The organism is Gracilibacillus halophilus YIM-C55.5 (assembly GCF_000359605.1).
GTDB lineage: Bacteria > Bacillota > Bacilli > Bacillales > Amphibacillaceae > Gracilibacillus > Gracilibacillus halophilus.
Genome location: NZ_APML01000060.1, coordinates 1 through 21,503 on the forward strand (window position 1 = coordinate 1; position 21,503 = coordinate 21,503).

Annotated in this window: 25 protein-coding genes and 1 pseudogene; 14 read left to right on the top strand and 12 right to left on the bottom strand. The window is 35.0% G+C overall.

What is annotated here, in order from left to right:
- Positions 1–215: pseudogene (tnpA, locus tag J416_RS15495) on the top strand (IS200/IS605 family transposase); the annotation flags it as partial.
- Between the two features lie 221 nt (positions 216–436).
- Here tnpA and J416_RS11985 read toward each other — a convergent pair.
- Both J416_RS11985 and J416_RS11990 read right to left on the bottom strand, forming a co-directional pair.
- Entirely contained in the window at positions 437–868 is a 432-nt protein-coding gene (locus tag J416_RS11985) for a hypothetical protein (protein WP_003472511.1), read from the bottom strand.
- Positions 865–1,074, bottom strand: a complete 210-nt coding sequence (locus J416_RS11990) for a helix-turn-helix transcriptional regulator (RefSeq protein ID WP_003472512.1) — start codon at positions 1,072–1,074, stop codon at positions 865–867. The genes J416_RS11985 and J416_RS11990 overlap by 4 nt, the downstream gene beginning before the upstream one ends.
- 840 nt (positions 1,075–1,914) lie before the next feature.
- On the opposite strand from J416_RS11990, the gene J416_RS11995 reads away from it, so the two are divergent.
- The 3 genes from J416_RS11995 (at position 1,915) to J416_RS12005 (ending at position 3,894) form a co-directional block, all read left to right on the top strand.
- Entirely contained in the window at positions 1,915–2,814 is a 900-nt protein-coding gene (locus tag J416_RS11995; RefSeq protein WP_003472514.1) for a PhzF family phenazine biosynthesis isomerase, read from the top strand.
- Positions 2,815–2,881: 67 nt separating this feature from the next.
- Positions 2,882–3,313 (top strand): GNAT family N-acetyltransferase, encoded by a 432-nt coding sequence (locus J416_RS12000; RefSeq protein ID WP_003472516.1) that lies wholly within the window; start codon positions 2,882–2,884, stop codon positions 3,311–3,313.
- A 68-nt stretch (positions 3,314–3,381) separates the two neighbouring features.
- Positions 3,382–3,894, top strand: a complete 513-nt coding sequence (locus J416_RS12005) for a D-glycero-alpha-D-manno-heptose-1,7-bisphosphate 7-phosphatase (protein WP_003472517.1) — start codon at positions 3,382–3,384, stop codon at positions 3,892–3,894.
- 201 nt (positions 3,895–4,095) lie between these two features.
- On the opposite strand, the gene J416_RS12010 is transcribed toward J416_RS12005, so the two are convergent.
- The 5 genes from J416_RS12010 to J416_RS12030 form a co-directional block, all read right to left on the bottom strand.
- Positions 4,096–4,296: a hypothetical protein gene (locus J416_RS12010; protein ID WP_003472518.1), complete on the bottom strand. Its 201-nt coding sequence runs from the start codon at positions 4,294–4,296 to the stop codon at positions 4,096–4,098.
- A 70-nt stretch (positions 4,297–4,366) separates the two neighbouring features.
- Positions 4,367–5,128, bottom strand: a complete 762-nt coding sequence (locus J416_RS12015; RefSeq protein ID WP_003472519.1) for a class I SAM-dependent methyltransferase — start codon at positions 5,126–5,128, stop codon at positions 4,367–4,369.
- A 372-nt stretch (positions 5,129–5,500) separates the two neighbouring features.
- Entirely contained in the window at positions 5,501–6,211 is a 711-nt protein-coding gene (locus tag J416_RS12020) for an AAA family ATPase (protein WP_003472520.1), read from the bottom strand.
- 43 nt (positions 6,212–6,254) lie between these two features.
- Positions 6,255–6,848 carry a histidine phosphatase family protein gene (locus J416_RS12025; protein WP_003472521.1) on the bottom strand — a complete coding sequence of 198 codons (594 nt, stop codon included), beginning with the start codon at positions 6,846–6,848 and terminating at the stop codon, positions 6,255–6,257.
- 80 nt (positions 6,849–6,928) lie between these two features.
- Positions 6,929–7,453 carry a tubby C-terminal domain-like protein gene (locus tag J416_RS12030; protein ID WP_420805446.1) on the bottom strand — a complete coding sequence of 175 codons (525 nt, stop codon included), beginning with the start codon at positions 7,451–7,453 and terminating at the stop codon, positions 6,929–6,931.
- A gap of 138 nt (positions 7,454–7,591) precedes the next feature.
- On the opposite strand from J416_RS12030, the gene J416_RS12035 reads away from it, so the two are divergent.
- Both J416_RS12035 and J416_RS12040 read left to right on the top strand, forming a co-directional pair.
- Positions 7,592–8,032: a hypothetical protein gene (locus J416_RS12035; RefSeq protein ID WP_003472524.1), complete on the top strand. Its 441-nt coding sequence runs from the start codon at positions 7,592–7,594 to the stop codon at positions 8,030–8,032.
- A 144-nt stretch (positions 8,033–8,176) separates the two neighbouring features.
- Positions 8,177–8,770, top strand: coding sequence for a DJ-1/PfpI family protein (locus J416_RS12040; RefSeq protein WP_003472526.1), 594 nt, complete (start codon positions 8,177–8,179; stop codon positions 8,768–8,770).
- 49 nt (positions 8,771–8,819) lie between these two features.
- On the opposite strand, the gene J416_RS12045 is transcribed toward J416_RS12040, so the two are convergent.
- Complete coding sequence (locus tag J416_RS12045) at positions 8,820–9,299, bottom strand: VanZ family protein (protein ID WP_003472528.1); 480 nt, start codon at positions 9,297–9,299, stop codon at positions 8,820–8,822.
- A gap of 212 nt (positions 9,300–9,511) precedes the next feature.
- Between J416_RS12045 and J416_RS12050 the strand changes: the two genes are divergently transcribed.
- From J416_RS12050 to J416_RS12055, 3 genes are all read left to right on the top strand, one after another.
- Entirely contained in the window at positions 9,512–9,718 is a 207-nt protein-coding gene (locus J416_RS12050) for a hypothetical protein (protein WP_003472530.1), read from the top strand.
- 192 nt (positions 9,719–9,910) lie between these two features.
- Positions 9,911–10,060, top strand: coding sequence for a hypothetical protein (locus J416_RS15820; protein ID WP_156809588.1), 150 nt, complete (start codon positions 9,911–9,913; stop codon positions 10,058–10,060).
- Between the two features lie 17 nt (positions 10,061–10,077).
- Entirely contained in the window at positions 10,078–10,758 is a 681-nt protein-coding gene (locus J416_RS12055) for an HAD family hydrolase (protein WP_003472532.1), read from the top strand.
- Between the two features lie 14 nt (positions 10,759–10,772).
- Here J416_RS12055 and J416_RS12060 read toward each other — a convergent pair whose 3' ends face one another.
- A complete protein-coding gene (locus tag J416_RS12060) occupies positions 10,773–11,351 on the bottom strand; it encodes a GNAT family N-acetyltransferase (RefSeq protein WP_003472533.1) in 579 nt (192 codons plus the stop codon).
- A 692-nt stretch (positions 11,352–12,043) separates the two neighbouring features.
- Here J416_RS12060 and J416_RS12070 point away from each other — a divergent pair.
- Entirely contained in the window at positions 12,044–12,550 is a 507-nt protein-coding gene (locus tag J416_RS12070; RefSeq protein ID WP_003472548.1) for a hypothetical protein, read from the top strand.
- A gap of 16 nt (positions 12,551–12,566) precedes the next feature.
- A complete protein-coding gene (locus J416_RS12075; RefSeq protein ID WP_003472551.1) occupies positions 12,567–13,823 on the top strand; it encodes a hypothetical protein in 1,257 nt (418 codons plus the stop codon).
- Between the two features lie 235 nt (positions 13,824–14,058).
- Here J416_RS12075 and J416_RS12080 read toward each other — a convergent pair whose 3' ends face one another.
- Positions 14,059–15,324, bottom strand: coding sequence for an FAD-binding protein (locus J416_RS12080; protein WP_003472554.1), 1,266 nt, complete (start codon positions 15,322–15,324; stop codon positions 14,059–14,061).
- Positions 15,325–15,415: 91 nt separating this feature from the next.
- Positions 15,416–16,567 (bottom strand): AI-2E family transporter, encoded by a 1,152-nt coding sequence (locus J416_RS12085; RefSeq protein ID WP_003472557.1) that lies wholly within the window; start codon positions 16,565–16,567, stop codon positions 15,416–15,418.
- Between the two features lie 158 nt (positions 16,568–16,725).
- Between J416_RS12085 and J416_RS15500 the strand changes: the two genes are divergently transcribed.
- On the top strand, positions 16,726–16,812 hold the full coding sequence (locus J416_RS15500) for a YjcZ family sporulation protein (RefSeq protein WP_083875594.1): 87 nt from the start codon (positions 16,726–16,728) through the stop codon (positions 16,810–16,812).
- Positions 16,813–17,094: 282 nt separating this feature from the next.
- Positions 17,095–18,690: a xylulokinase gene (locus J416_RS12090; protein WP_003472560.1), complete on the top strand. Its 1,596-nt coding sequence runs from the start codon at positions 17,095–17,097 to the stop codon at positions 18,688–18,690.
- Between the two features lie 172 nt (positions 18,691–18,862).
- Here J416_RS12090 and J416_RS12095 read toward each other — a convergent pair whose 3' ends face one another.
- Positions 18,863–19,705, bottom strand: coding sequence for an aldo/keto reductase (locus J416_RS12095; RefSeq protein ID WP_003472562.1), 843 nt, complete (start codon positions 19,703–19,705; stop codon positions 18,863–18,865).
- A 274-nt stretch (positions 19,706–19,979) separates the two neighbouring features.
- Here J416_RS12095 and J416_RS12100 point away from each other — a divergent pair, with 274 nt between their 5' ends.
- Positions 19,980–21,482, top strand: a complete 1,503-nt coding sequence (locus J416_RS12100; protein ID WP_003472565.1) for a glycoside hydrolase family 43 protein — start codon at positions 19,980–19,982, stop codon at positions 21,480–21,482.
- Positions 21,483–21,503 lie beyond the last annotated feature (21 nt).

Here is a 21,503-nt window from a genome sequence, read left to right on the forward strand (position 1 = left end):
ACACAATGGAGATGTAAGTTACACATTGTTTTTGCGCCCACAAATATAGAAGACAAATTATCTATGGAAAATATAAAAAAAGCATCGGAGAAATAGTAAGAGAACTTTGTGAAAGGAAGGGAGTTGAAATACACGAGGCTGATGCATGCAAAGATCATATTCATATGCTAGTAAGTATCCCACCAAAACTAAGTGTATCTCACTTTATGGGATACTAAGCAAATACAAATGCGGTTGAGATGTATAAGCATCATCTCCCTGATTCCTTATAAAAGTTAATTAACTATAATGTTTAATGAACATGTATCAATATAAAAATTTTTAAAATGTATTTGGATATTTATGCCGGTTTAGCAATTAACAAGAGCAAGTTTCTTTATCAGAAAATGTGAATCTTTATTCAACTAACGCCACCCGTTAGTAAATTTCATTATCTTTAATCATCAGAATTATCATCTTGCTGTTTAGTTCGTATATAATAAATGTATATGACTGGAATAAGGCCACAAACAAACAATATACCGCCTATCATTAACCCGTTAATAAAAGTGAACTCCTCACCTATTGACGTTACGATACCAATAACAATTGAAATCAAGGACACTATAAACAACGATAGAAAGAATCCTTTTTTTGGTGATTTTTCATTGTTTTCATAGTCAACACTAACATTCATTGATAGATAAGCAGAAACGACAATTGATAACATGAATACAATCCATAAAGGATTTTCTCTCATTCCATCTAATCCTTTTGTAACTAAGTCATATCCCAATATGCCAATGATACCAACTGTTTGAATAATATACGTTATACGGATATTTTTTAAATTTACCAAGATTAAACGTTCATCTTTAATTTTTTTCATTGTTCATCACTCTCCCTTTCTATCCAAAATACTTCATCCAAACTTTTATGTACTGCATAGCAAATTTCCAGACATAACTTTAAGGTTGGATTATAATTTCCTTTTTCAATTAAACTAATTGTTTGTCGAGTGACACCAATCTTTTCAGCTAATTGTTGCTGAGTTAAATCAACTTGAACACGAGATATCTTAACTTTATTTTTCAAGTGGTGTAATCCCTCCTCATAAAAATAGTAACATATATTTTACATAATTAAATATATAAATTACATTTAAAACAGAGGTTTTCTTAAATATTTCTGCTTCGTTAGCTCAAAATCTCTAATTCAATAATAACATAATATTCCATTTGTTTTGAAAAATATTAGACAATCATTGATTGCCTTGTTCAACTCTAGCCCCCATTTGTTTAAGTACATCTCTTCAAATGATAGTTATCTTTTTGAGAGCAGACGAACTAATAACCAAATGCCTCCAACAATTAGAGTAAAAATAATCAAAAGTAAAATTAAACCTGGTAAACCTATATTACTTATCAAACAAAACTCTCCTTTTATGCTAACCTTCGCGTTAGTTGAATAACTTTTTTTAACTTATTATACCATAATCATACTATAAATCTTTAATTTTCCAAACTAGTTGTGCAATCTTAATTATAGTTGACACCTTGTTAATATATCTTACAACGTAAACTACTACATAAGGTGCATTATAGGAAAATTAATACCTTTATGGTAAAATAAACTAAATAAATGTCTTTAACTAATGTGGCATATTAGTATAAGATGCTGTTCTAGTCATTTGAACTGGAGGTTTTTATGAAGAAAGAAAAGTATCCGATTTTATTGCAATTGCTACTCTTTCTGGTGGTGGTAAAACAACTATCCCTCGCACTTACAAGCAAAGTTACAAAATTCTTACACCTTTTATTTTGATGGTTACGATTTTTGAGGGGCCAGAAGATGTTGAAAAATGAATGGAACCTACTTACACTTATTAGGAATCTACAAATAGTACTAAATGTCCTATTTAGGGAGGATGGGTATTTGAAGTCGATAACGGTGTATCATTATGATGCGTTTAGTAAAGAACCAAATAAGGGAAATCCTGCGGGAGTAGTTTTTAATGGTGATGAATTAACAGATGCAGAAATGCAAGAAGTTGCTTTCAAAGTTGGCTTTAATGAGACTGCTTTTCGAGTTAAATCGAGTGTAGCTGACCATAGAATACGATTTTTTACACCAGGTCATGAAATGAATTTATGTGGTCATGCAACAATGGCAACTGTTTATGCTTTAAAAAGTAAAGGGTTATTGGGCGATAAAAAAGATTTAACAATTGAAACGAACGCTGGCACTCTTCCGATTAAAATTAACACATCAGATGACGGTGAACTATTCATAACAATGAAGCAGGCATCTCCCCAATTCAAGGAATTTAAAGGTTCAAAAAAAGATTTAGCGAACTCGATAGGACTAAATAAATCAGACCTACGCGTAGATTTACCAATACTATATGGAAGTACAGGTACTTGGACTCTACTAATACCGATAAAAAATCTTGATGTTTTTCAAAAAATGGAACCGCAAAACAAGCAGTTTCCTAAACTTTTAAATGAAATACCAAAATCATCCGTTCATCCTTTTTGTCTGGAATCTTATGATTCTAAAGCTGATATGCACGCTCGACATTTCTCCTCACCATACTCACGAACAATTGAAGATGCCGTAACGGGTACAGCATCAGGGATAATGGGGGCTTTTTATGCAAAATACATAAAAGATAATTTTACAGAACCTTTAAAGCTTATAGTGGAGCAAGGCCATGAAATTGGAAAAGATGGTCGGGTTGTTGCCCAAGTTTCTAAAAATAGTCAATCACTTGATGTTCAAATTACTGGAAATGCAGTGTTTGTTAATGATGTTCAAGTGTCGTTCAATAACTAGCGTTTGTCCATAGAATGTATATTTGCTTAGAGAAATAATGAGTCATTATGACATTGGGGGGATAGTGATGGATATTAGAGAAGCTTCGATAAATGATGTCCCTGACCTGGTATTATTAATGGAACAACTTGGTTATCCAACATCAATCGATAAGTTTAAAATTAGGTTGAAAACTATTACTGCCAACCTAAACTATCATACACTAGTGGCGGAAATGGATGGAAAAATTGTTGGAATGGCAGGTTTATGTACGGGTTTGTTTTATGAATATGATGGTTCATATGTTCAAATTGTAGCTTTTGTTGTAGACATAGATTATCGAAGAAAGGGGATAGGTAAGAAACTGATAAAAGAAGTGGAATGCTGGGCAAAAAATCAAGGCGCCATCACAGTATCTATAAACAGTGGAAATCGTAAAGAGAGAGAAGCTGCACATCACTTCTATACAAGTATGGGATATGAAGCTAAAAGTATCGGTTTCAATAAGAGCCTTATTTAAGGGATAGAGATTGTTAAACACGTTGGTCTTATGGGCATGAAAAGTCATACATAGATAGGGGAGAAATTATGAAGGTTGCATTTTTTGATAGAGATGGCACCATCATCAAGGATTATCCAGACCATGAATGGACTTCAATAATGCATCCTGTTTTTATGGATGGTGCCATCAATACGCTCCAGGAAGTAATGACTAAGGGATATAAAGTTATTATTATTACCAATCAATACATAATTAACGAAGGATACATCACATTTGAGCAATACCATAATATAAATAATCAAATGATTAGAGAACTGGAAAACCATAACATTGATGTTCTTGATGTTTTTTATTGCCCTCATGGAAAAAATGAGGGGTGTAAATGTATAAAGCCCCGAAACGGGATGATACAACAAGCAATAGAGAAATACCCAGATATAAAAATATTAGAATCTTTTATTATTGGAGATTCAAAAGTTGATATTGAATTAGCAATGAGAATGAGGATAAAAGGATTTGGGATTGGAGTTGGCGTGGATTACGAAACGGCTAATATAGTACAATTAAAAACTATATATGATTTGGTGCGATATATCTGATTTTGTTAGAGGTTGCACTTAACTGCTATTTTACATTAACACTATGGAGGTCTTGAAACTTGGAGAACCTTAAATCTTCCAAATACCATTAAACGAATTAAGCGAACGCAAAATATAGATAAGACCAGCGAAAGAAATGGTTTTGATTGTGAGTAGGTCTTTGGAATCGAGATTATTTTCCAATCGTAAACAATAATTTGTTTATCTTTTGGTGATTTGGGTTCTATCCTCTTCTGGTGATATATTTGAAATTCTTTTATGAATATCATTTAGTAAATACAACCCTCTAAAAATGCAACCTACTACAATTCCAAAAGCAACAATACCACCTACAAGTGGCCCCATCATCATTAATACGTAACCTAAAATGGAACTTAGAATAATTGATATAAGTAAATACATAGTAACTCCCCCCAATTATAAATACGTTACTAAAAAAAGCATTTGGTAATGCACCTGTTTTATGAGAATTCTATAATTTTTTAGCGATACAAAACATTTCTGCAAAGTCATTGACTATTGTTTTGTCTGTATTAGTTTTTATATCATATTTCATTCTTTCTAACCCCTCTTCATAATCATTATCTGGAATTAAAGTCAGTACAGAAATCTCTCTGTTTACAGCATAATCCAAATAATCATTTACTTTTATTTTCTCCATTTTGTACTCGATTTTTAGGTTTACTTCTAACCCTCTTACTGTAAGCTCGTTAAAAATAACATCTTTATTCCAAAACCTTTTTAAATCTTCATAATAAGCTGTTGGAAAGTAGTGATAAACCCACCATTTAGACATATCGTGGATGGATATGTTATGTAATTTATAAATACCACCTTTTCTTAATACACGATATACCTCATTTAATGCTTGCTCCTTATTGCTATAATGATGAAATGCATAATTATTAGAAATAAAATCAAATGCATCTGAATGATACGGCATATCCTCAACATTAGCATTAATAAATTCTACGTTTGGCACTTTTTCACTAGCCTTTTTTAACATTTGATCTGACAAGTCAAGCCCATTCCATCTTATATTAACTTCATTAAAATAATGAACTTGTTTTTCAAGGTAAAGACCTGTTCCACAAGATAAATCTAATACGCTATATTCAGGCTGCTTATTGCTCTCTAAATGATCTTTTAAATCATAGTCCAATTTTATTTCCTTAACGCGAAACTGGTTTTTATCGTACTTTTCAGCTATTTTTGAGTAATTTGTAGTTTTCATATTATTCTCCTTTTTCAGAAGTGCAAAAATTTCACAAAGAAAATCCTGCTACCTTGTTTAGACATTCCTATCTGTTAATGAAAAATTCACTTTAACTTATTTTACCAAAATGGAAATTGATTAGACACTATAATCTTAGTCAGGAATACTTTTTGATATCATTGCTAAAGGGTTCTATGAAGTTGCTAGGGTAAATGCTCCGATCAATCGAAGCTGAAAAGTCGTAAAAAGATAATAATTGTTCATTGATGAAAGTAGGGAACTGTGGTTTGCAAATAACTCACAAATACAAATGAACATTGATGTAACAATGAAGTTAATAAGACTTTTTACTTATGAGACAGGATTATTGAATAAAGATAATGATAATTATTAATCTTCATCGAATAACCTTTCTAACATAGCATCTCTATCGTTTAAAAAAAGCTTAGAAATTTGATAATGTTGTGTTTCTTCGTAAATGACTTCTTTCAAACCATCGTCAAAACTTATTATAGAAGCCCCTGGATAACCTAATAGAATGGGAGAATGGGTTGCGATAATCAATTGTGCGCCATCTTTCTTCACCAAGTCATTGATAATTTTCAGAAAAGCTAGCTGATTTTGAGGCGATAGAGCTGCTTCTGGTTCATCTAATAAATAAATAGCTTCTCCACGAAATCTATTTAAAAACAAAGAAAAAAACGATTCGCCATGTGATTGATGGTGTAACGAACGCTCACCATATGCTGCTCCTCCTCCAATTTTATCAATGTGTGTAGCAAAATCATAAAAAGATTCAGCTCTTAAGAAGAAACCATTTGTAACTTTAGGCATCCATGATAGTCTTAGGTGTGATCCGAGAGCAGATTCTGCTGCATGAAGTTCATAATTATTATTTCTCCCACCTCCTGCCGTATTAAAATCACATTTATAAGCTATTGCTTCGAGTAAAGTGGATTTGCCCGATCCATTTTCACCTACAAAAAAAGTAACATCACTTTTAATTTGCAGTTGTTCTAACGCTTTAATAGAGGGAATAGAAAATGGAAACTTATTATGGTCGCTATTTCCTTTAATTAACGTTATCTCTTTAAGAAACATAAATATCACCTACATATATTTGGTTTACAAAGATTACAGTTGTTCAAATATCATGTTTGTTTTTAACAATATTGGTTTTATTAAAGTAATACGTCATGCAGCTCCAGTGTTTACTACTTGTTTTTCTTTTACCAATCCACCCTTTTTTTAGTAATTCCTTCCTTATGAACATATTGAAAACTCCATGTCCAACTAAAGCAATAGATTTATGTTCTTGAGCTTGTTCAATTAATACTTGAGCTGCTTTTTGTGCTCTAAGCTTAGCATTAAATATAGACTCACAATCCCTCGAATACCCCAAAAACCACAAACATCTTAAAGTAAATAACCAAACATTAGGATTTAACTTAATACCTTTTATTAAAGGAATGGGCAGTTCCGTTTCTCGAAATAATGGCATAGAGGTGATGTTAATATTTTGATGTAAAAGTTTAGCTGACTCAATTGACCTTTTTAAGTCACTCGATATGACTATATTTACTGATTGTATCTTGTTAAGTGTCTCTTGAGGATAAAGGTGTTCTTTAAATACTCCAATGTCATCATAACTTTTTACCCAATTCTTAAACTCTTCACCTGTTATAGGGTGATTATCTGTAAATTTAGATTTACCATGTCTAATTAAAGAAATCTCCATAATAACTAAACCCTTCCTATGTCTTTCGACGCCAATACACGTCAACTTATCCATGCGTGAATGCCGGAAATGTTTCTTTATTATCTATCTATTGTATAAAAGTAACAATGAAATATGCCCAGTATTAAATATTCATCCTGTATGTAATCGTAGTTGAAAATATCTAGGGTAACCGTACGATTCAAATGATAATCTTTCCATTCTGCTATAAGATGATTGTTTAATAAAAGTTTAGCAGGTTTAAGAGATGGCTTTTTTATAACAAAAGTATTCTCGTTATATTCAAAAGTAGCTTCGTCACCTATATCAAACATTTTACTATCTTTGATGACTAATTCTGTTTTTTCATTTTTTGAAGGTGTGTATATAATTTTGACTTTCTTATTGCCTAATTTTGTTACACTGGAAGAAGTTAATCTGTGGTTATGATTACTATCCTTTATTTCGAATCTAATGAAAGTGGAATTTTTTAAAATGAAATAATCAAACATTTTAGTCCAGATATTTTTATATGAACCTTGTAAAATACCAATTTTACTTTCTCCTTTAAATAAATCTATTGGCTTTGTAGGTGAAGTTAGTCGAAGTTTATAAGAATATTGCACCAATTTATTGAACCTCCTTCTTACTTTTTATTTACAGTTATTTATCTTATTGTAAATCATAACATGTATATGTAAAATATACACAATATTATCCGGCAAAATAGCGGATATATTGAACAATTTAAGGGAGGTGATTATATGTTTGTGAAAAAAATGTTCACTGTTTTAGCTTTTTTCATTATATTGGCATTAATAGGGTGTTCAAACGTAGAGGGGTCATCAAAAATTTATAATAATTTGGAATCTGATGAGATTGCACAACTAAGAATGACTATGATGATAATGGCAGATGGTTATTACAATGAAGAAGATATTACGTTCACACAGGATGAGATTAATAAGTTTTTAGATTTATATAATGCTGTTCCAGAAGAAAGAATTATTGAAATTAAACAAGTCCCTTCTGAACTAAAAACAGGTATTGTTATAGATTTAAAGCAGGAAACTGAGATTCGTATACAGTATGATGGAGATAAAATATATAATACAATTATAGATGTAACAGGGCAACAAAAATATGTTATTCATTTTCCTGAATTAACTTCATTTTTTGAAAGGAAAGTAGCAGAGAATATTTAGTTTAACAGACTTACAAGGAAGAATAAGAAGTAACATTGATTAGATAATCTTTATGGTGAGTTTACCAGTAATTTTAGGTCCTTTGTTGTTTTTTATGATAGAGTAACAAACGAGTAGTATTATATAAGTATTGGAGAGATTAGGGTGGTAACGCGTACAGTGGGGATTTTCATCTTTAATGAAGTAGAAGTACTAGATTTTGCTGGACCATTTGAGGTTTTCTCTATTGCAACTTTTCCTGATTCAGATATTAAACCATTTGCAGTTACAACTATTTCACAAGAGGGAAAAACGATTTCAACCAGAAATGGTCTTAATGTAACGCCAGACTATAGTTTTGCGAATCATCCTGAATTAGATATCGTTATTTTGCCAGGTGGCTACGGTGCTGAAAAAATAGAGATTAATAATCCAAAAGTAATTCAGTGGATAAATAAACAGAAATTAGAGGTAGAATTGATGACTTCTGTTTGTACAGGAGCTCTTCTCCTTGCGAAAGCAGGGCTTTTAGATGGTAAAAGGGCGACCACACATTGGATGGATATCGAAAGACTAGAAAAGGAATTTCCTTTAGTATCAGTACAGCGTGATGTAAAGTTTGTTGACGAAGGATCAATTATTACTTCTGGTGGTATTTCAGCAGGTATCAATATGTCTTTCCATATCATTTCTCGACTACACGGAAGATCAGTTGCAAAAGAAACGGCTAAAAGAATGGAGTATGATATTGAGGTATAAGCGTATCCTTCAACAAAAATGAGATCTTTCGTTGAAGGATACATAAATATTAATTTAGTGTGCTTCTGACAAATTTTACTTTCCAAATGCCAAAACCTATATAAGCACCGACCATATTAAGTATGAAATCATCAATGTCAAAACTTCCTCTTCCTGTGAACAATTGTAGTATTTCTACGAACAATAAAATGACGATCATCAAAAGAGTAAATTTCCGCCATTGATGAACGGATTTAAAGAAAAATGGCAAGTATATCCCCATTGGTAAAAACATAAACAAGTTACCGAATAAGTTTTTTATAGGTATACCCATATTCATACTGTTATCAAAAATTGCTTGAAGGTATGTATTTATTGTTTTAAATGGAATGAAATTAGAATTTATCCGTATACTTTCTAATAATGAAAGATCTGTGGTCCCAATGCCACTAACTCTGCTTAAAAATAATAGCCTAAGCAATATGAATACATAAAAAATAAAACTGATGCTGAAAATAACTCTTATGATCTTTTTCGTTTTCTCCCCCATAAAAAAAGCTCCTTTCTGTATGATTTTAACAAAAAAATTTGTTTAAGGAAATTCTATCAAATAAAAAGTTTACCATTTTATGGCAAACTGAGTATGTTCGGTCTGTATTAAACGTAAAGAAAATAGGAAAGCCATTCATCTAATATCATTGTTGAATGATGATCGTGAGTGAGGGATTGTAATTATACAAGGTGAGGTAGGATTGGTGAATAATGAAGTTTACGATTAAGAAGGTGAAACCATATTATCGGCATTTTTTAATCATGTTTTTCTCACAAACACTATGGCATTTTGCTATTTTACGCGATGCTGATATTCAGAAATGGATTGATATATTGGCTGTTTCTTGTTTATATGCTTTTTTCTGGTGGGCGGGAGATAATCTGTTTACAAGTCAAAGAAATGATGAGAACGCATAAACTATTCGTAGATGTAACTGTTTTGGTATTCAGTAGCATTTTTACGAAAGGGTGATTCAGCACCATTAGTGACAAACATTATGAATTGAGAATGAAGCATTTTTTTGCTAGGATTTTTAATTGTCACGTTAACTCAAGCAATACAGCTTAGAAAATATCGTAAATAGTCGATTCATAAAGGAGAATTTCATAATGTCATACAATGCGTTCTTATTTGCCATTATTGCAGGTGTTTTAACATTTATTTTCATGAGTGCCCATAACCCCATTGACCCAATTCTTGTCACAAATATTCTATTGGGATTAATTGTTGGGATACTTATCGATAAAAAACAATCTTAGTGAAAGAGATGATGAATATGATCAAAGCGGCTGTGTTTGATTTGGATGGAACATTGCTAAATCGAGAAGCGTCTGTGAAGTATTTTATTCAAAATCAATATGAGCGATTCTGTCAATGGTTTCCTCATGTTTCAAAAGTTCAATACGTATCAAGGTTTATTGAACTTGATCATCATGGTTATGTATCGAAGGATAAAGTGTATCCAAAATTAGTTGATGAGTTTCAAATTACAGCGTTGGCTTGGACAGAGTTGCTTCAAGATTATACGGAGGAATTCAAACATTGCTGTGTACCTTTTCCCAACCTTATAGATATGTTAGAAAAGTTGAAGCAAAACCATAGGAAGCTAGGAATGATCACAAATGGTAAGGGGCAATTCCAACAGGACAATATGATAGCACTCGGTATTGAAAATTACTTTGACACAATTCTTATTTCTGAATGGGAAGGGATGAAGAAACCTGAACCTCAAATATTTAAAAACGCCCTGAACAATCTTGGTGTTTTGCCTTCAGAAAGTATGTTTGTCGGTGATCATCCAGAAAAAGATATACAAGCAGCACAGAACGTAGGTATGAAAACGATATGGAAGAAAGATGATTATTGGGGAAATGTTGTAGCTGATTCAGTAGTGGAAGATTTAGGGGAAATACCTACCATTCTAGAGAAGCTAGACGAAAGGAAGCGCAACTGCTAAAAAGTATCGCTTAATCATATCTGTTCATTCCAATTAAATTCATCGGCAAGTATGGAATAGATTTGAGTATCTCTAAACTCACCTTTTATAAATTCGTTTTTACGCAGTGTCCCTTCATAAGTCATGCCTACTTTTTTCAATACTTTTTGAGAACCTACGTTATGTATGTCACATCTACCCTCGATTCGATTTGCTTTTAGCTCTGAGAAGCCATACTGAATTACTTTGATTAATGCTTCCGTGACAATTCCTTGTGCCCAGTAAGACTCTGATAGGAAATATCCAACTTCAATACTTTTGTGTGTATTACTCCAATTGATTATGGCCACGACGCCAATGACTCGCTGATTTGTCTTCCAAACGATGGCCCATTCGGCTGATTCGCCTTTTTCATAACCGTTAACAACGCTTTTTAGGAATTCATGCGTCACTTCTTTCGTTTTATTGGTTTCCCAAGTCATAGGTTCTGCTACTTTTGGATTCGAACAGAAATTGAAGACGTCATCTAAGTCAGCAAGAGTCAATTTTCTTAAACAGAGTCGCCCCGTTTCAAAAGTGGGAATGTCTATAAAATGTTTTTTAAATCCTTTCATAAATTTATCCCCCCTCAATGGCTTTTATTTTACTTTAAATACCAGTAAAACACAATTGGACTTACATATTTTTCTTTAATTTTAATTGTTTAGGAAAAATATCTGTTATAATGAAAGTATGCACCTATAGATTATATGTCGTATGAATAAGTGGAGAGTGAACGAATGTTTAGAGTTATCGTAGTGTTAGTATTTTTAGTTTTCATGTATTTTGCGTTAAAAAGAGAAAAAAAGGCTGTTCGATTTACAATTTTTACTTACTTTATGTTGCAATCGATTGTATTTCTGTCCGGTATATTTTATATTTCATCCACATATCGATTGTATGAAGCTCCCGTAGACGGGGGATTTAAGGTTTTAAATAATTGGGTAGTTGTTTTCGCGTTTTTGTATATCGTCCCTACATTTCTTCTTTTTTCATACTCCCTATTCAAAATGGCTACGATCACGTTTGAACAAAAATGGATTAGAATAGGAATGTACACGGTTTGGTTTCTGTTATTACTAGTAGCTTCTTTAGTATTTTTATATATGTTTGTTTTGATTTTTTATGGATTTGCTCCATAAGTGGGAAGTTGCAATGTATTTATTAATGACTGGAATATTATGTTATTATAGATGTAAGTATTCAATTACTATGAACGCAAAAGTACGCTTTTACATGATTTATTCTAAATAAGGGGGAAAACAGAGTGCGAGTTGCATTAGAGTCATTGCGATTTGTCGTTATATTTGTTCTGATGGCAGTACTGTTAAATTTTATAAGTTTCCTGATGTACTATCCCATATTTGGCGAAAATGCCGAACGTTATATAGGATGGACAGCATTTATTGGTTCCTTAGTGATTATGTTTTTTCTCTATCGAAAAAAAGAATGGGGGAAAGGTGTTTTCAATAAACAAATCCTTTTTCTTTCGCTCGTGATGGTGATCCTTTTAGCGACATTAATTCCAGATTTCACTCCTGATCATTTTGGTTCTGACCGTTTCGTATATTCTTATGGTTTTCCGTTTCCGTTCATAACGATTTACAGCGTAGTTGATGCTCATTTTGTTATTCCGAACTTGTTTTTTAACAGAGGAAGAGGAGTGAATGTAGGTATGTTTGGCATTTTATTGAACTTCCTTGTATTCTATTTTATTTTGCGTTTTATATTAGGAAAGATTTCGAAGTCTAGTCAGATGGCTGAGAAAACTTAGAAAAAGGTGGTAAGAAATGGATGCACGATTGAAACCATATCTCGACCTTATTGAAAAGAAATTTGATTTAAAAAATTATACATTTAAAGACTACCATTTGAGCCGAAAAGTGAATATTTTTAATGAAACGGTATATTCACTGACAATCGAATGGCTCCCTGAACATGCATCGGTAGAAGAGGATGGGAGTAACCCAGATGGAACGGCCTCAATCGACATAGACATACACACGAAACAAGTGTATTCGGCGATATTTGTTAATGGGCTCACATATTCGAGTGGACCAACATTCAAAAGTAACGACCTTAACCAAATTATCTCTTGGATTGAAACAGAAACAGGTTTGTCTTATGAAAAACAATTTAAACTAACAAAACAAGAAGATCGTCAATTTTTATTTACGGCTTGCTGGAATGGAACTGCTATATATCCAGGAGGTTCTATAGATGTGAGACTGGATCAAGAGGGGAGGATTGTTTTCTATTCGGTGATTGAACCGTTCCCATCTGACGGTGATGTTTATGAAGAGTCATTTGCTCTAACATTACATAAAGTTGATAAAATTGCTGAAAAACAGTGGCAATTCATTGATTATCCTGACTATGAAGCTGAAACCATTACCCCCGTTTATGGCATTGAAGAAATATTTATTGGAAATGATAATGAATCGACGCAAGAATACTTACCTTATTCATATGGACAGACACCGGTAAATCAAGTTCTAACTTGGCGTGAATCATCGACAACCACTTTTGAATTCCAAAAGGTTGAGTTGACTGAAGAAGTAACGCTTGATCAAGCTTTTAGGCAAGATCCACATCCTGATTTGACACCAATTTCATTAGATGAAATCGATCGTATCGTCCAGTTGTCACAAAGATACTTTAGTCAGACATTTCCTAATGAATCGGGTGGCTGGATACTTAGCGCAGTACAACGAACACAAGGTTATCTGATTGCGAAAATTTTGAAGTCGAGTAGTGGTCTACAGCTCTTTCCGCGAAAAGTCTCTCTCATTTTTGACAGTGATGGTCAACATTTAGTAAATGAATTCGATAACCATGTTATGCAGGAAATGATCGAAGATTTTCATCACCAAGGCGAAGTGAACATCAGTCATCAAACAACCTTTCAGCAAATCAAACCATATTTGACGTTAGAACCATACTACGTGTATCAACCAGAACATAGGCAATTTCGCCTATATGGAAAACTGGATACCTCATATGGCGTGAATGCTACGACAGGAGAAATCAAACCGTATTTTGAATGACGCTAGAAAAAAGAGTGTGAAGCCAGAATTATTTGCATCACGCTAGATAAAGAAACGTGAAGCCAGAATTGTTCGCGTCACGCCAGATAAAAAAACGTGAAGCTAGAATCCCTCACGTCAAACCAGATAAATATGTATCATTTTTCACCATCTCTTTTCATTACCGATCATGTCATCATCGCCATGTTATTTACGTATTAATATAGGGACAAGACTGGATCTTGTCCCATATTTGTTACTTTCCGAAAATATAGGTATCTATAAACGAATTACGAAACTTTCCACTTGGATCATAGGTTAGTAGGAATCTCTTGAAGTCTGGTAATCTAACAAACAATGATTGTACATGACTTGGGTTCATCGTAAAAAGTTTTCCCCAATGCGGACGAGCATGGAAAGGTTGAAGCACTTCCTCGACTTTTGGTAATACTTGCTGAACAGCTTCCCAATCTTTCTTCCATGTGAAATGAAGGCCAATGGAATCTTGTTGGTAACATGGACTCATCCATAGTTCGTCCTTGGCAATCGAACGTATTTCTGAAATGTGCAAATGTGGTGCAATCAGCTCGCGAATGGTATTGATCGCAGCCAACGCATCGTAAGCGTATTTACGTGGAACTATATATTCACTTTGTAATTCCTCACCGCTACTAGGTGTAAAATCGATGCGAAAATGTGGCAATCGCTCATACCATGGCCCTGGAACACCTAACTGTTCCGTGCAGTTTTCTGTTCCTTGTCCAGGAATCGGGTGGCGACTGTCTCTAGCTCGTTTAGCCCCAAAGAAATCATCAGGCAGAGTCATTGTTTTATCATCGGTACAAACATCTTTTAACCACACTTGATTAAACGTTTCGCTTTTCCAATCAGTAAATAAACTGACACTATAAGCACTTGAAAAAATGTCATCTAAATGTTGTTCTAATTGTGCCAAAGGTAAATCATCATAAACATCTTGCTTCATTTGAAATGCAGGAATTAAATCAAGCGTCACTTTTGTAATGACACCGAATGCACCTAGTCCAACGGAAGCAGCATGCATTTCTTCTAGATGTTTGTCACGTGAAAAATGGATCATTTCACCGCTAGCATTGACGACTTCCATCGCTCGTACACTTGAAGATAAATTGCGATTGTTATCACCAGATCCATGAGTTGCTGTGGCACAAGCACCGGCCACGGATATATGTGGAAGTGATGCTAAATTTTCAATCGCAAAGCCTTTTTGATCGACATATGTACTTAGATCACTATACTTCATGCCACCTTCAACAGTAATTGTTTGCTGTTGATGGTCAAAGCGAATGACTTGATTCAGACGTTCGAGCGACAGAATGTTTTCTGTAGAATCGGCTATTCCGTTAAACGAATGACGTGATCCAACCACACGGATCTTATGGCAATTCGCTACAATCTCTTGTACTTGTTGAATGGTATCAGGTTCGTACCAGTTTGATGCTTGATACGTATAATTGCCTGCCCAATTTGTATATCGACTCATTTCTCTCGACTCCCTTTTTCGTTATCGCTTTCAGTTTCTGTTCTTTATCATACAATAAAAAAGAAAGAAAATGGAGCAGTTCGCACTTATGTTATTCGTCCATTTCATAGGCTCCACTTTCTTCGCCGAAGTATTTGTTATATCGTTGCTTAAATTTCTGGAATAAATAATCACCAAGAACTCGTACAATCGCATAACCTGGAATTCCGAGAATCACACCAATAACACCAAATAAGTTACCCGCGATGAGCAAGACGAGAATAATGGTTAATGGGTGAATGTGCATTGTTTTGCCCATGATATTCGGTGATACGAAATTTCCTTCTAAAAACTGTACAGCGATCCAAACAATAGCCAGTTTTAATAACATAAATGGCGAGTTGACGATGGCGATAATCGCAGCTGGAATAATGGCAATCGTTGGGCCGATATAAGGAACTACGCTAGTAACCGCAGCGACAATCGCTAATGTGAATGCATAATCAAGACCGATGATCAAATATCCTATAAATAGAAGGATACCGATGACTGTGGCTACAATGATTTGTCCTTGTATGTATGAACCCACTTGTGTATCCATTTTTGCCAAGACTTCTTTGATATCGTCACGGAACCTTGGTGGAAACACTTTAATTGTTATTTTACGAAATTTTTCCCCATCCTTGAGTAGGAAAAACAAAACAAACGGAAACGTAATAATGGATACAACTGTACTCGTAATGGTGCTAGCAATGTTTTGTATTCCTTGGTAACCGTCTGAAATCGAACTTCCAATCAGTTCAGGTAACTCACTTAGCCTGTCCATGACCCAGTTATATCCATCATCATAATATGGCGCTAAAAAGGAATGCTGGATCCAATTTGTCATTTCATGCCCCAATTGTTGCACATAATGAGGAAAGGTTTTTATTAAATCGTTCACTTGTGACTCAATTGCAGGCGCTGATATTAAAATGACACCTGTTAATCCACCGCTAATACCGAGAATTAATAAAATAATTCCCCATAGCCGGTGAATGCGGAAACGTTCTAATAAATTGACAATAGGGTTTAGTAAGTAATAAGCGATAAAGGCTAGTATAACAGGAGGTGCAATGGTCGTAATGATCACCTGTAATGGATAAAAGACAAATGAGATTTTCGTATAAATAAAAATGGTGATGCCAACTAAAATAAAGAAAGTTAATATGTAAAAAATATTTTTTCCACCAATAAATTGGAAGAAACGGTTTGACGTGTTCAAAGTATCCACTCCTTTATAAGTAATATACCATATTTTGTATCCGAATTCTAAGTATAAGGGATGTAGAGGCGGTTAGGGAATGAATCAATGAACGCCCAGTCAAAAAGTGAATCTTTTCATAATATGTATTAGACATTGTGAAAAGGTGGTGACTCTTAATGAGTTGTGGGGGATACAATAATAGCTTTGTGTTAATTGTTGTTCTATTTATTTTGTTAATTATCGTTGGCGCTTCATTCTATTAAATGCATAACCACTAATATGTGTGCGATTTATCTCTCCCAATGAAGAGTCTTTGAGGCTCTTCTTTTTTTGCTCATTAACACGTACGTACAATTTTATTTGACGAGGGAATGGACGAATGATAATATATAGATATATTCGTTAATATTACTAATAGATGTATACGTAACTAGTCGTACATACAAGTTTATAATCATAGCAAGCTTTGTTTTTTCAAAATCTATGAAAGCGCTACTATCAACTCGTGTGATGGTGATTAAATGATGAGAGTAGGGGGAAATGGTATGAGTCATGATGTGAAACAAATGATTGAAAATGGTGAGACAGTACTGGGGATTGAACTAGGCTCTACGAGAATCAAGTCGGTATTGATTGGTGCAAATCATGAACCGATCGCGTCCGGAAGTCATGATTGGGAAAATAGTTATGTGGATAATATTTGGACATATAGTTTAGATGACATTTGGAGCGGGTTGCAAGATAGTTATCAAAATTTAGTAGCAGACGTAAAAAAACAGTACGATGTAAAACTACAAACGATTGGTGCGATCGGATTTAGCGGGATGATGCACGGTTACATGGCGTTTAATAAAGATGAAGAACTTCTTGTGCCATTCCGTACTTGGCGTAACAATATTACAGAAGAAGCATCGAAAGCACTAACAGAATTGTTTAACTATAATATTCCGCAACGTTGGAGTATTGCTCATTTATACCAAGCGATTTTAAACAAAGAAGATCATGTATCAGAAATTGATTTTCAAACAACGTTAGCTGGTTATATCCATTGGCAACTAACTGGGGAAAAGGTGCTAGGAGTCGGCGAAGCCTCAGGTGTATTCCCAATTGATTTAGAGACAAAAAGCTTTAATCAGAATATGATCAATCAATTTAATGAACAAGTCGCTTCACGAAATTTCGCATGGAAGCTCGAAGACATCTTACCTGAAGTATTAGTGGCAGGTGAAGATGCTGGAACGCTTACGGCAGAAGGGGCGAAGTTACTTGATGTGAGCGGCGAATTACAATCAGGTATACCGCTCTGTCCACCAGAAGGCGATGCTGGCACTGGTATGGTTGCGACAAACAGTGTAGCGAAACGAACAGGGAATGTTTCAGCTGGTACATCTGCGTTTGCCATGGTTGTACTTGAAAAGGATTTATCGAAAGTATATCCCGAAATTGATCTAGTCACGACGCCAACGGGAAATTTAGTTGCCATGGCGCATTCGAATAACTGTACATCTGATTTAAATGCATGGGTCGGTTTGTTTGGAGAATTTTCTAAGGCGATCGGTGCAGACGTTGACGCAGACACGTTATTCAGCACGTTATTTCATCAAGCACTGAAAGGAGATGCTGATGGCGGCGGCTTGCTATCATATGGTTACCTATCTGGTGAGCACATGACCCATTTCGAAGAAGGACGCCCGTTATTTGCTCGTTCATCCGAAAGTCAGTTTACTTTAGCTAATTTTATGCGAACGCATTTATTTACAGCATTTGGTGCTATGAAAATCGGTATGGATATCCTATTAAAAGAGGAAAACGTAAAGTTGGATGAAGTATTAGGCCATGGTGGTATCTTCAAGACAGAAGGTGTAGCACAGAGTCTGCTTGCTGGGGCCTTTGATACCCCTGTTTCTGTTATGGAAACTGCAGGAGAAGGCGGTGCATGGGGCATTGCTTTACTCGGCGCCTACTTAAAACATCAAAAACAAGGTCAAACCTTAGAAGCATACTTAAATGAGAATGTCTTTGGCAATCAATCAGTGAAAACAATCAATCCTGATCCAGAAGATGTGCAAGGATTTGAACAGTTTATGGCGCGATACAAGAAAGGACTCAGTATCGAACGCGCTGCAGTTGATAATTTATAAACAGTGTTAAAGGAGAGCTAAGTGATTGTAGCTCTCCTTTTTTGTGATGTGAGACGAGAAAAAAGAATGTCAGGCTAGAAACGTTTATGTGATGCCAGAAAAAACGTAGCGACTCATGACATTCAGACAAGCCAAAACTCAGCTAACAAGTAGATAGCTGAGTGTGACTTAGTTAGAATTCCTCGTAAACGGCAGGGTCTTGATCATTGATGCGACCGTCTTGTATTGACATGTGATTGATTACTTCCATATCTTCACTGTCTAAGGAAAAATCAAAAATCATCAAATTCTCCCGTTGTCTTATGGGTGAGGAAGATCGGGGAATGGAAACTGTACCCAATTGATAGTGCCAGCGCAAAATGATTTGAGCGACACTTTTATTATATTTGTTAGCTATCGGTTGAAGTATGTCATTCTGAAGTATTTCTCCAGTACGATAGAGCGGGCTCCATGATTCTGTCACAATGAGATGCGATTCATGCCACTTTCGTTGCTCTTGTTGATTGAAAAAAGGATGAAGTTCGATTTGATTCACACTCGGTGTTACGCTCGTTTCGTTGATTAATCGTTCAAGATGTTCTGGTAAAAAGTTACTGACCCCAATGGATCGAATCAGTCCCCATTTTTTGGCGTCGATTAAGGCTTGCCATGCTTCTAGGTATTGATCTTGAATCGGATTTGGCCAGTGAATTAAATATAAATCGTAATAATCTAAATTTGCCCTGAACAGTGATTCTTGTATGGCTAATACGGCGTCATCATAGTTATGGTAACGCCCAGGTAATTTGGAGGTAATAAACAGATCTTTTCTTGAAACAGAACTACGACGGATGGCAGTGCCAACAGTTCCTTCATTTTCGTAATTATAAGCCGTATCTATCAAACGATAGCCATTGTCAATCGCACTACTGATGGCAGTAACACCTTCCATCCCTTTTAATTTCACAGATCCTAATCCGATCATGGGCATATGAACACCATCATGCAATGTCACCTCAGGAATCGATAACGTCATTTGATCACTCCTTTGTTATCTATTTTACCCTATAAAGCCAATAGTTATGACTTGAAGCACTCAAGAAGGGTACGAATTTATCTAGCTTCAGTTGTGGATATCTGGTCTGAGATTAATATTTCTAGTCTCATTCGTGAAATTCTAGCCTCAGTAAAATATTTCTGGCTTGAAGCAAATTTATCTAGCCTGAAAGATAAAATCTACAAAACATTTGATTACCTTATCCTTTTTTGACATAATGTAAGGGCATACATACTTTATGGAGGAAATGTACATGACACAAGCGAATACAGTTTTAACCAATCCTATTCTTTGGTCGGATGTGCCGGATGTGGATGTCATTCGAGTAGGGACCGTCTATTATATGGTAAGCACTAGTATGCACACTATGCCAGGGTGCCCAATTATGAAATCAGACAATTTGGTTAATTGGGAAATCGTAAGCTATGTTTTTGATACGTTGGAAGATAACAATGCTCATAATCTATTAGATGGACAAGGAATCTATGGACAGGGATCATGGGCGGCAAGTTTGCGTTATCATAACGAAACGTTTTATGTTTGTTTTTCTAGCAATGACATGAATCAATTTTATATTTATCAGACGCAAGATATCGAAAATGGACCATGGCAACGGTCAGTCATTGACGGAATTTATCATGACCCAGGTTTACTGTTTGATCAAGATCGTGTATTTGTCATTTATGGTTGTGGCGATATACATATAACAGAGCTTACCGAAGATGTGACTGCAGTGAAGCCTGGTGGTGTGAATCAGTTATTACTCGAAACGAAAAAAGAAAATATGGGTTTGCGTTGTGAAGGCTGTCATGCTTATATCATCAATGGACGATATTATTTATTGTTTATTGAATGGCCAACGGATGGAAACAAACGTAGACGACAAATTTGTTACCGTTCCAATCATCTATTAGGTGAATATGAACGAAAAATCATTTTTGATGATGATTTGGGTGATCATAATCAAGGGATTGCACAAGGTGCGATTTTCGATACCCCTGACGGTGATTGGTACGCCATGTTGTTTCAAGATCATGGTGCAGTTGGAAGAATTCCTTATATTTTACCGGTCGAATGGCAACATCAATGGCCGGTGATAGAAGTCAAACGTGAATTTGAAGTGAATGGTACACATAAAGCCACTCAACCGCTTGTTGCGAGTGATGATTTTGATTATAAAGAACATTCATTAGCATTACAGTGGCAATGGAATCATAATCCTGATCATCGCTTCTGGTCTGTGACGGATCGACCTGGACATTTACGTTTGAAGACAGGGCATGTGACGAGTAGCGTTCTCACTGCTCGCAATACGCTGACTCAGCGCACCGAAGGGCCAGGTTGTCGTGCGTCGACTGTCATGGATGTATCCAATATGAAACCAGGCGACTATGCGGGCTTGGTGGCTTTGCAGAATGCTTTTGGAACGGTGGGATTGAAAGTAGATGACAATCATCATTATCATGTAACCATGACGGTAAACGACGGGAACGGTCAGGAAAAAGTGGTGGAATCCCTTCCTTATCGAAAGAATCAAATTTATGTAAAGATTGTCTATAATTTTGAAAATCAGATCGATGAAGCCACTTTTTTTTATTCAGAAGATGGTTTCAATTGGCACGCTATTGGTGAAACGTTATCGATGAAGTATACCTTGGATCATTTTATGGGGTATCGGATCGGATTATTTAATTATGCTACGACTGAAAGCGGCGGTTTCGTCGACTACGATTATTTTTATTATGAACGGAGATAATGGGACGAGGGATAAGACCTT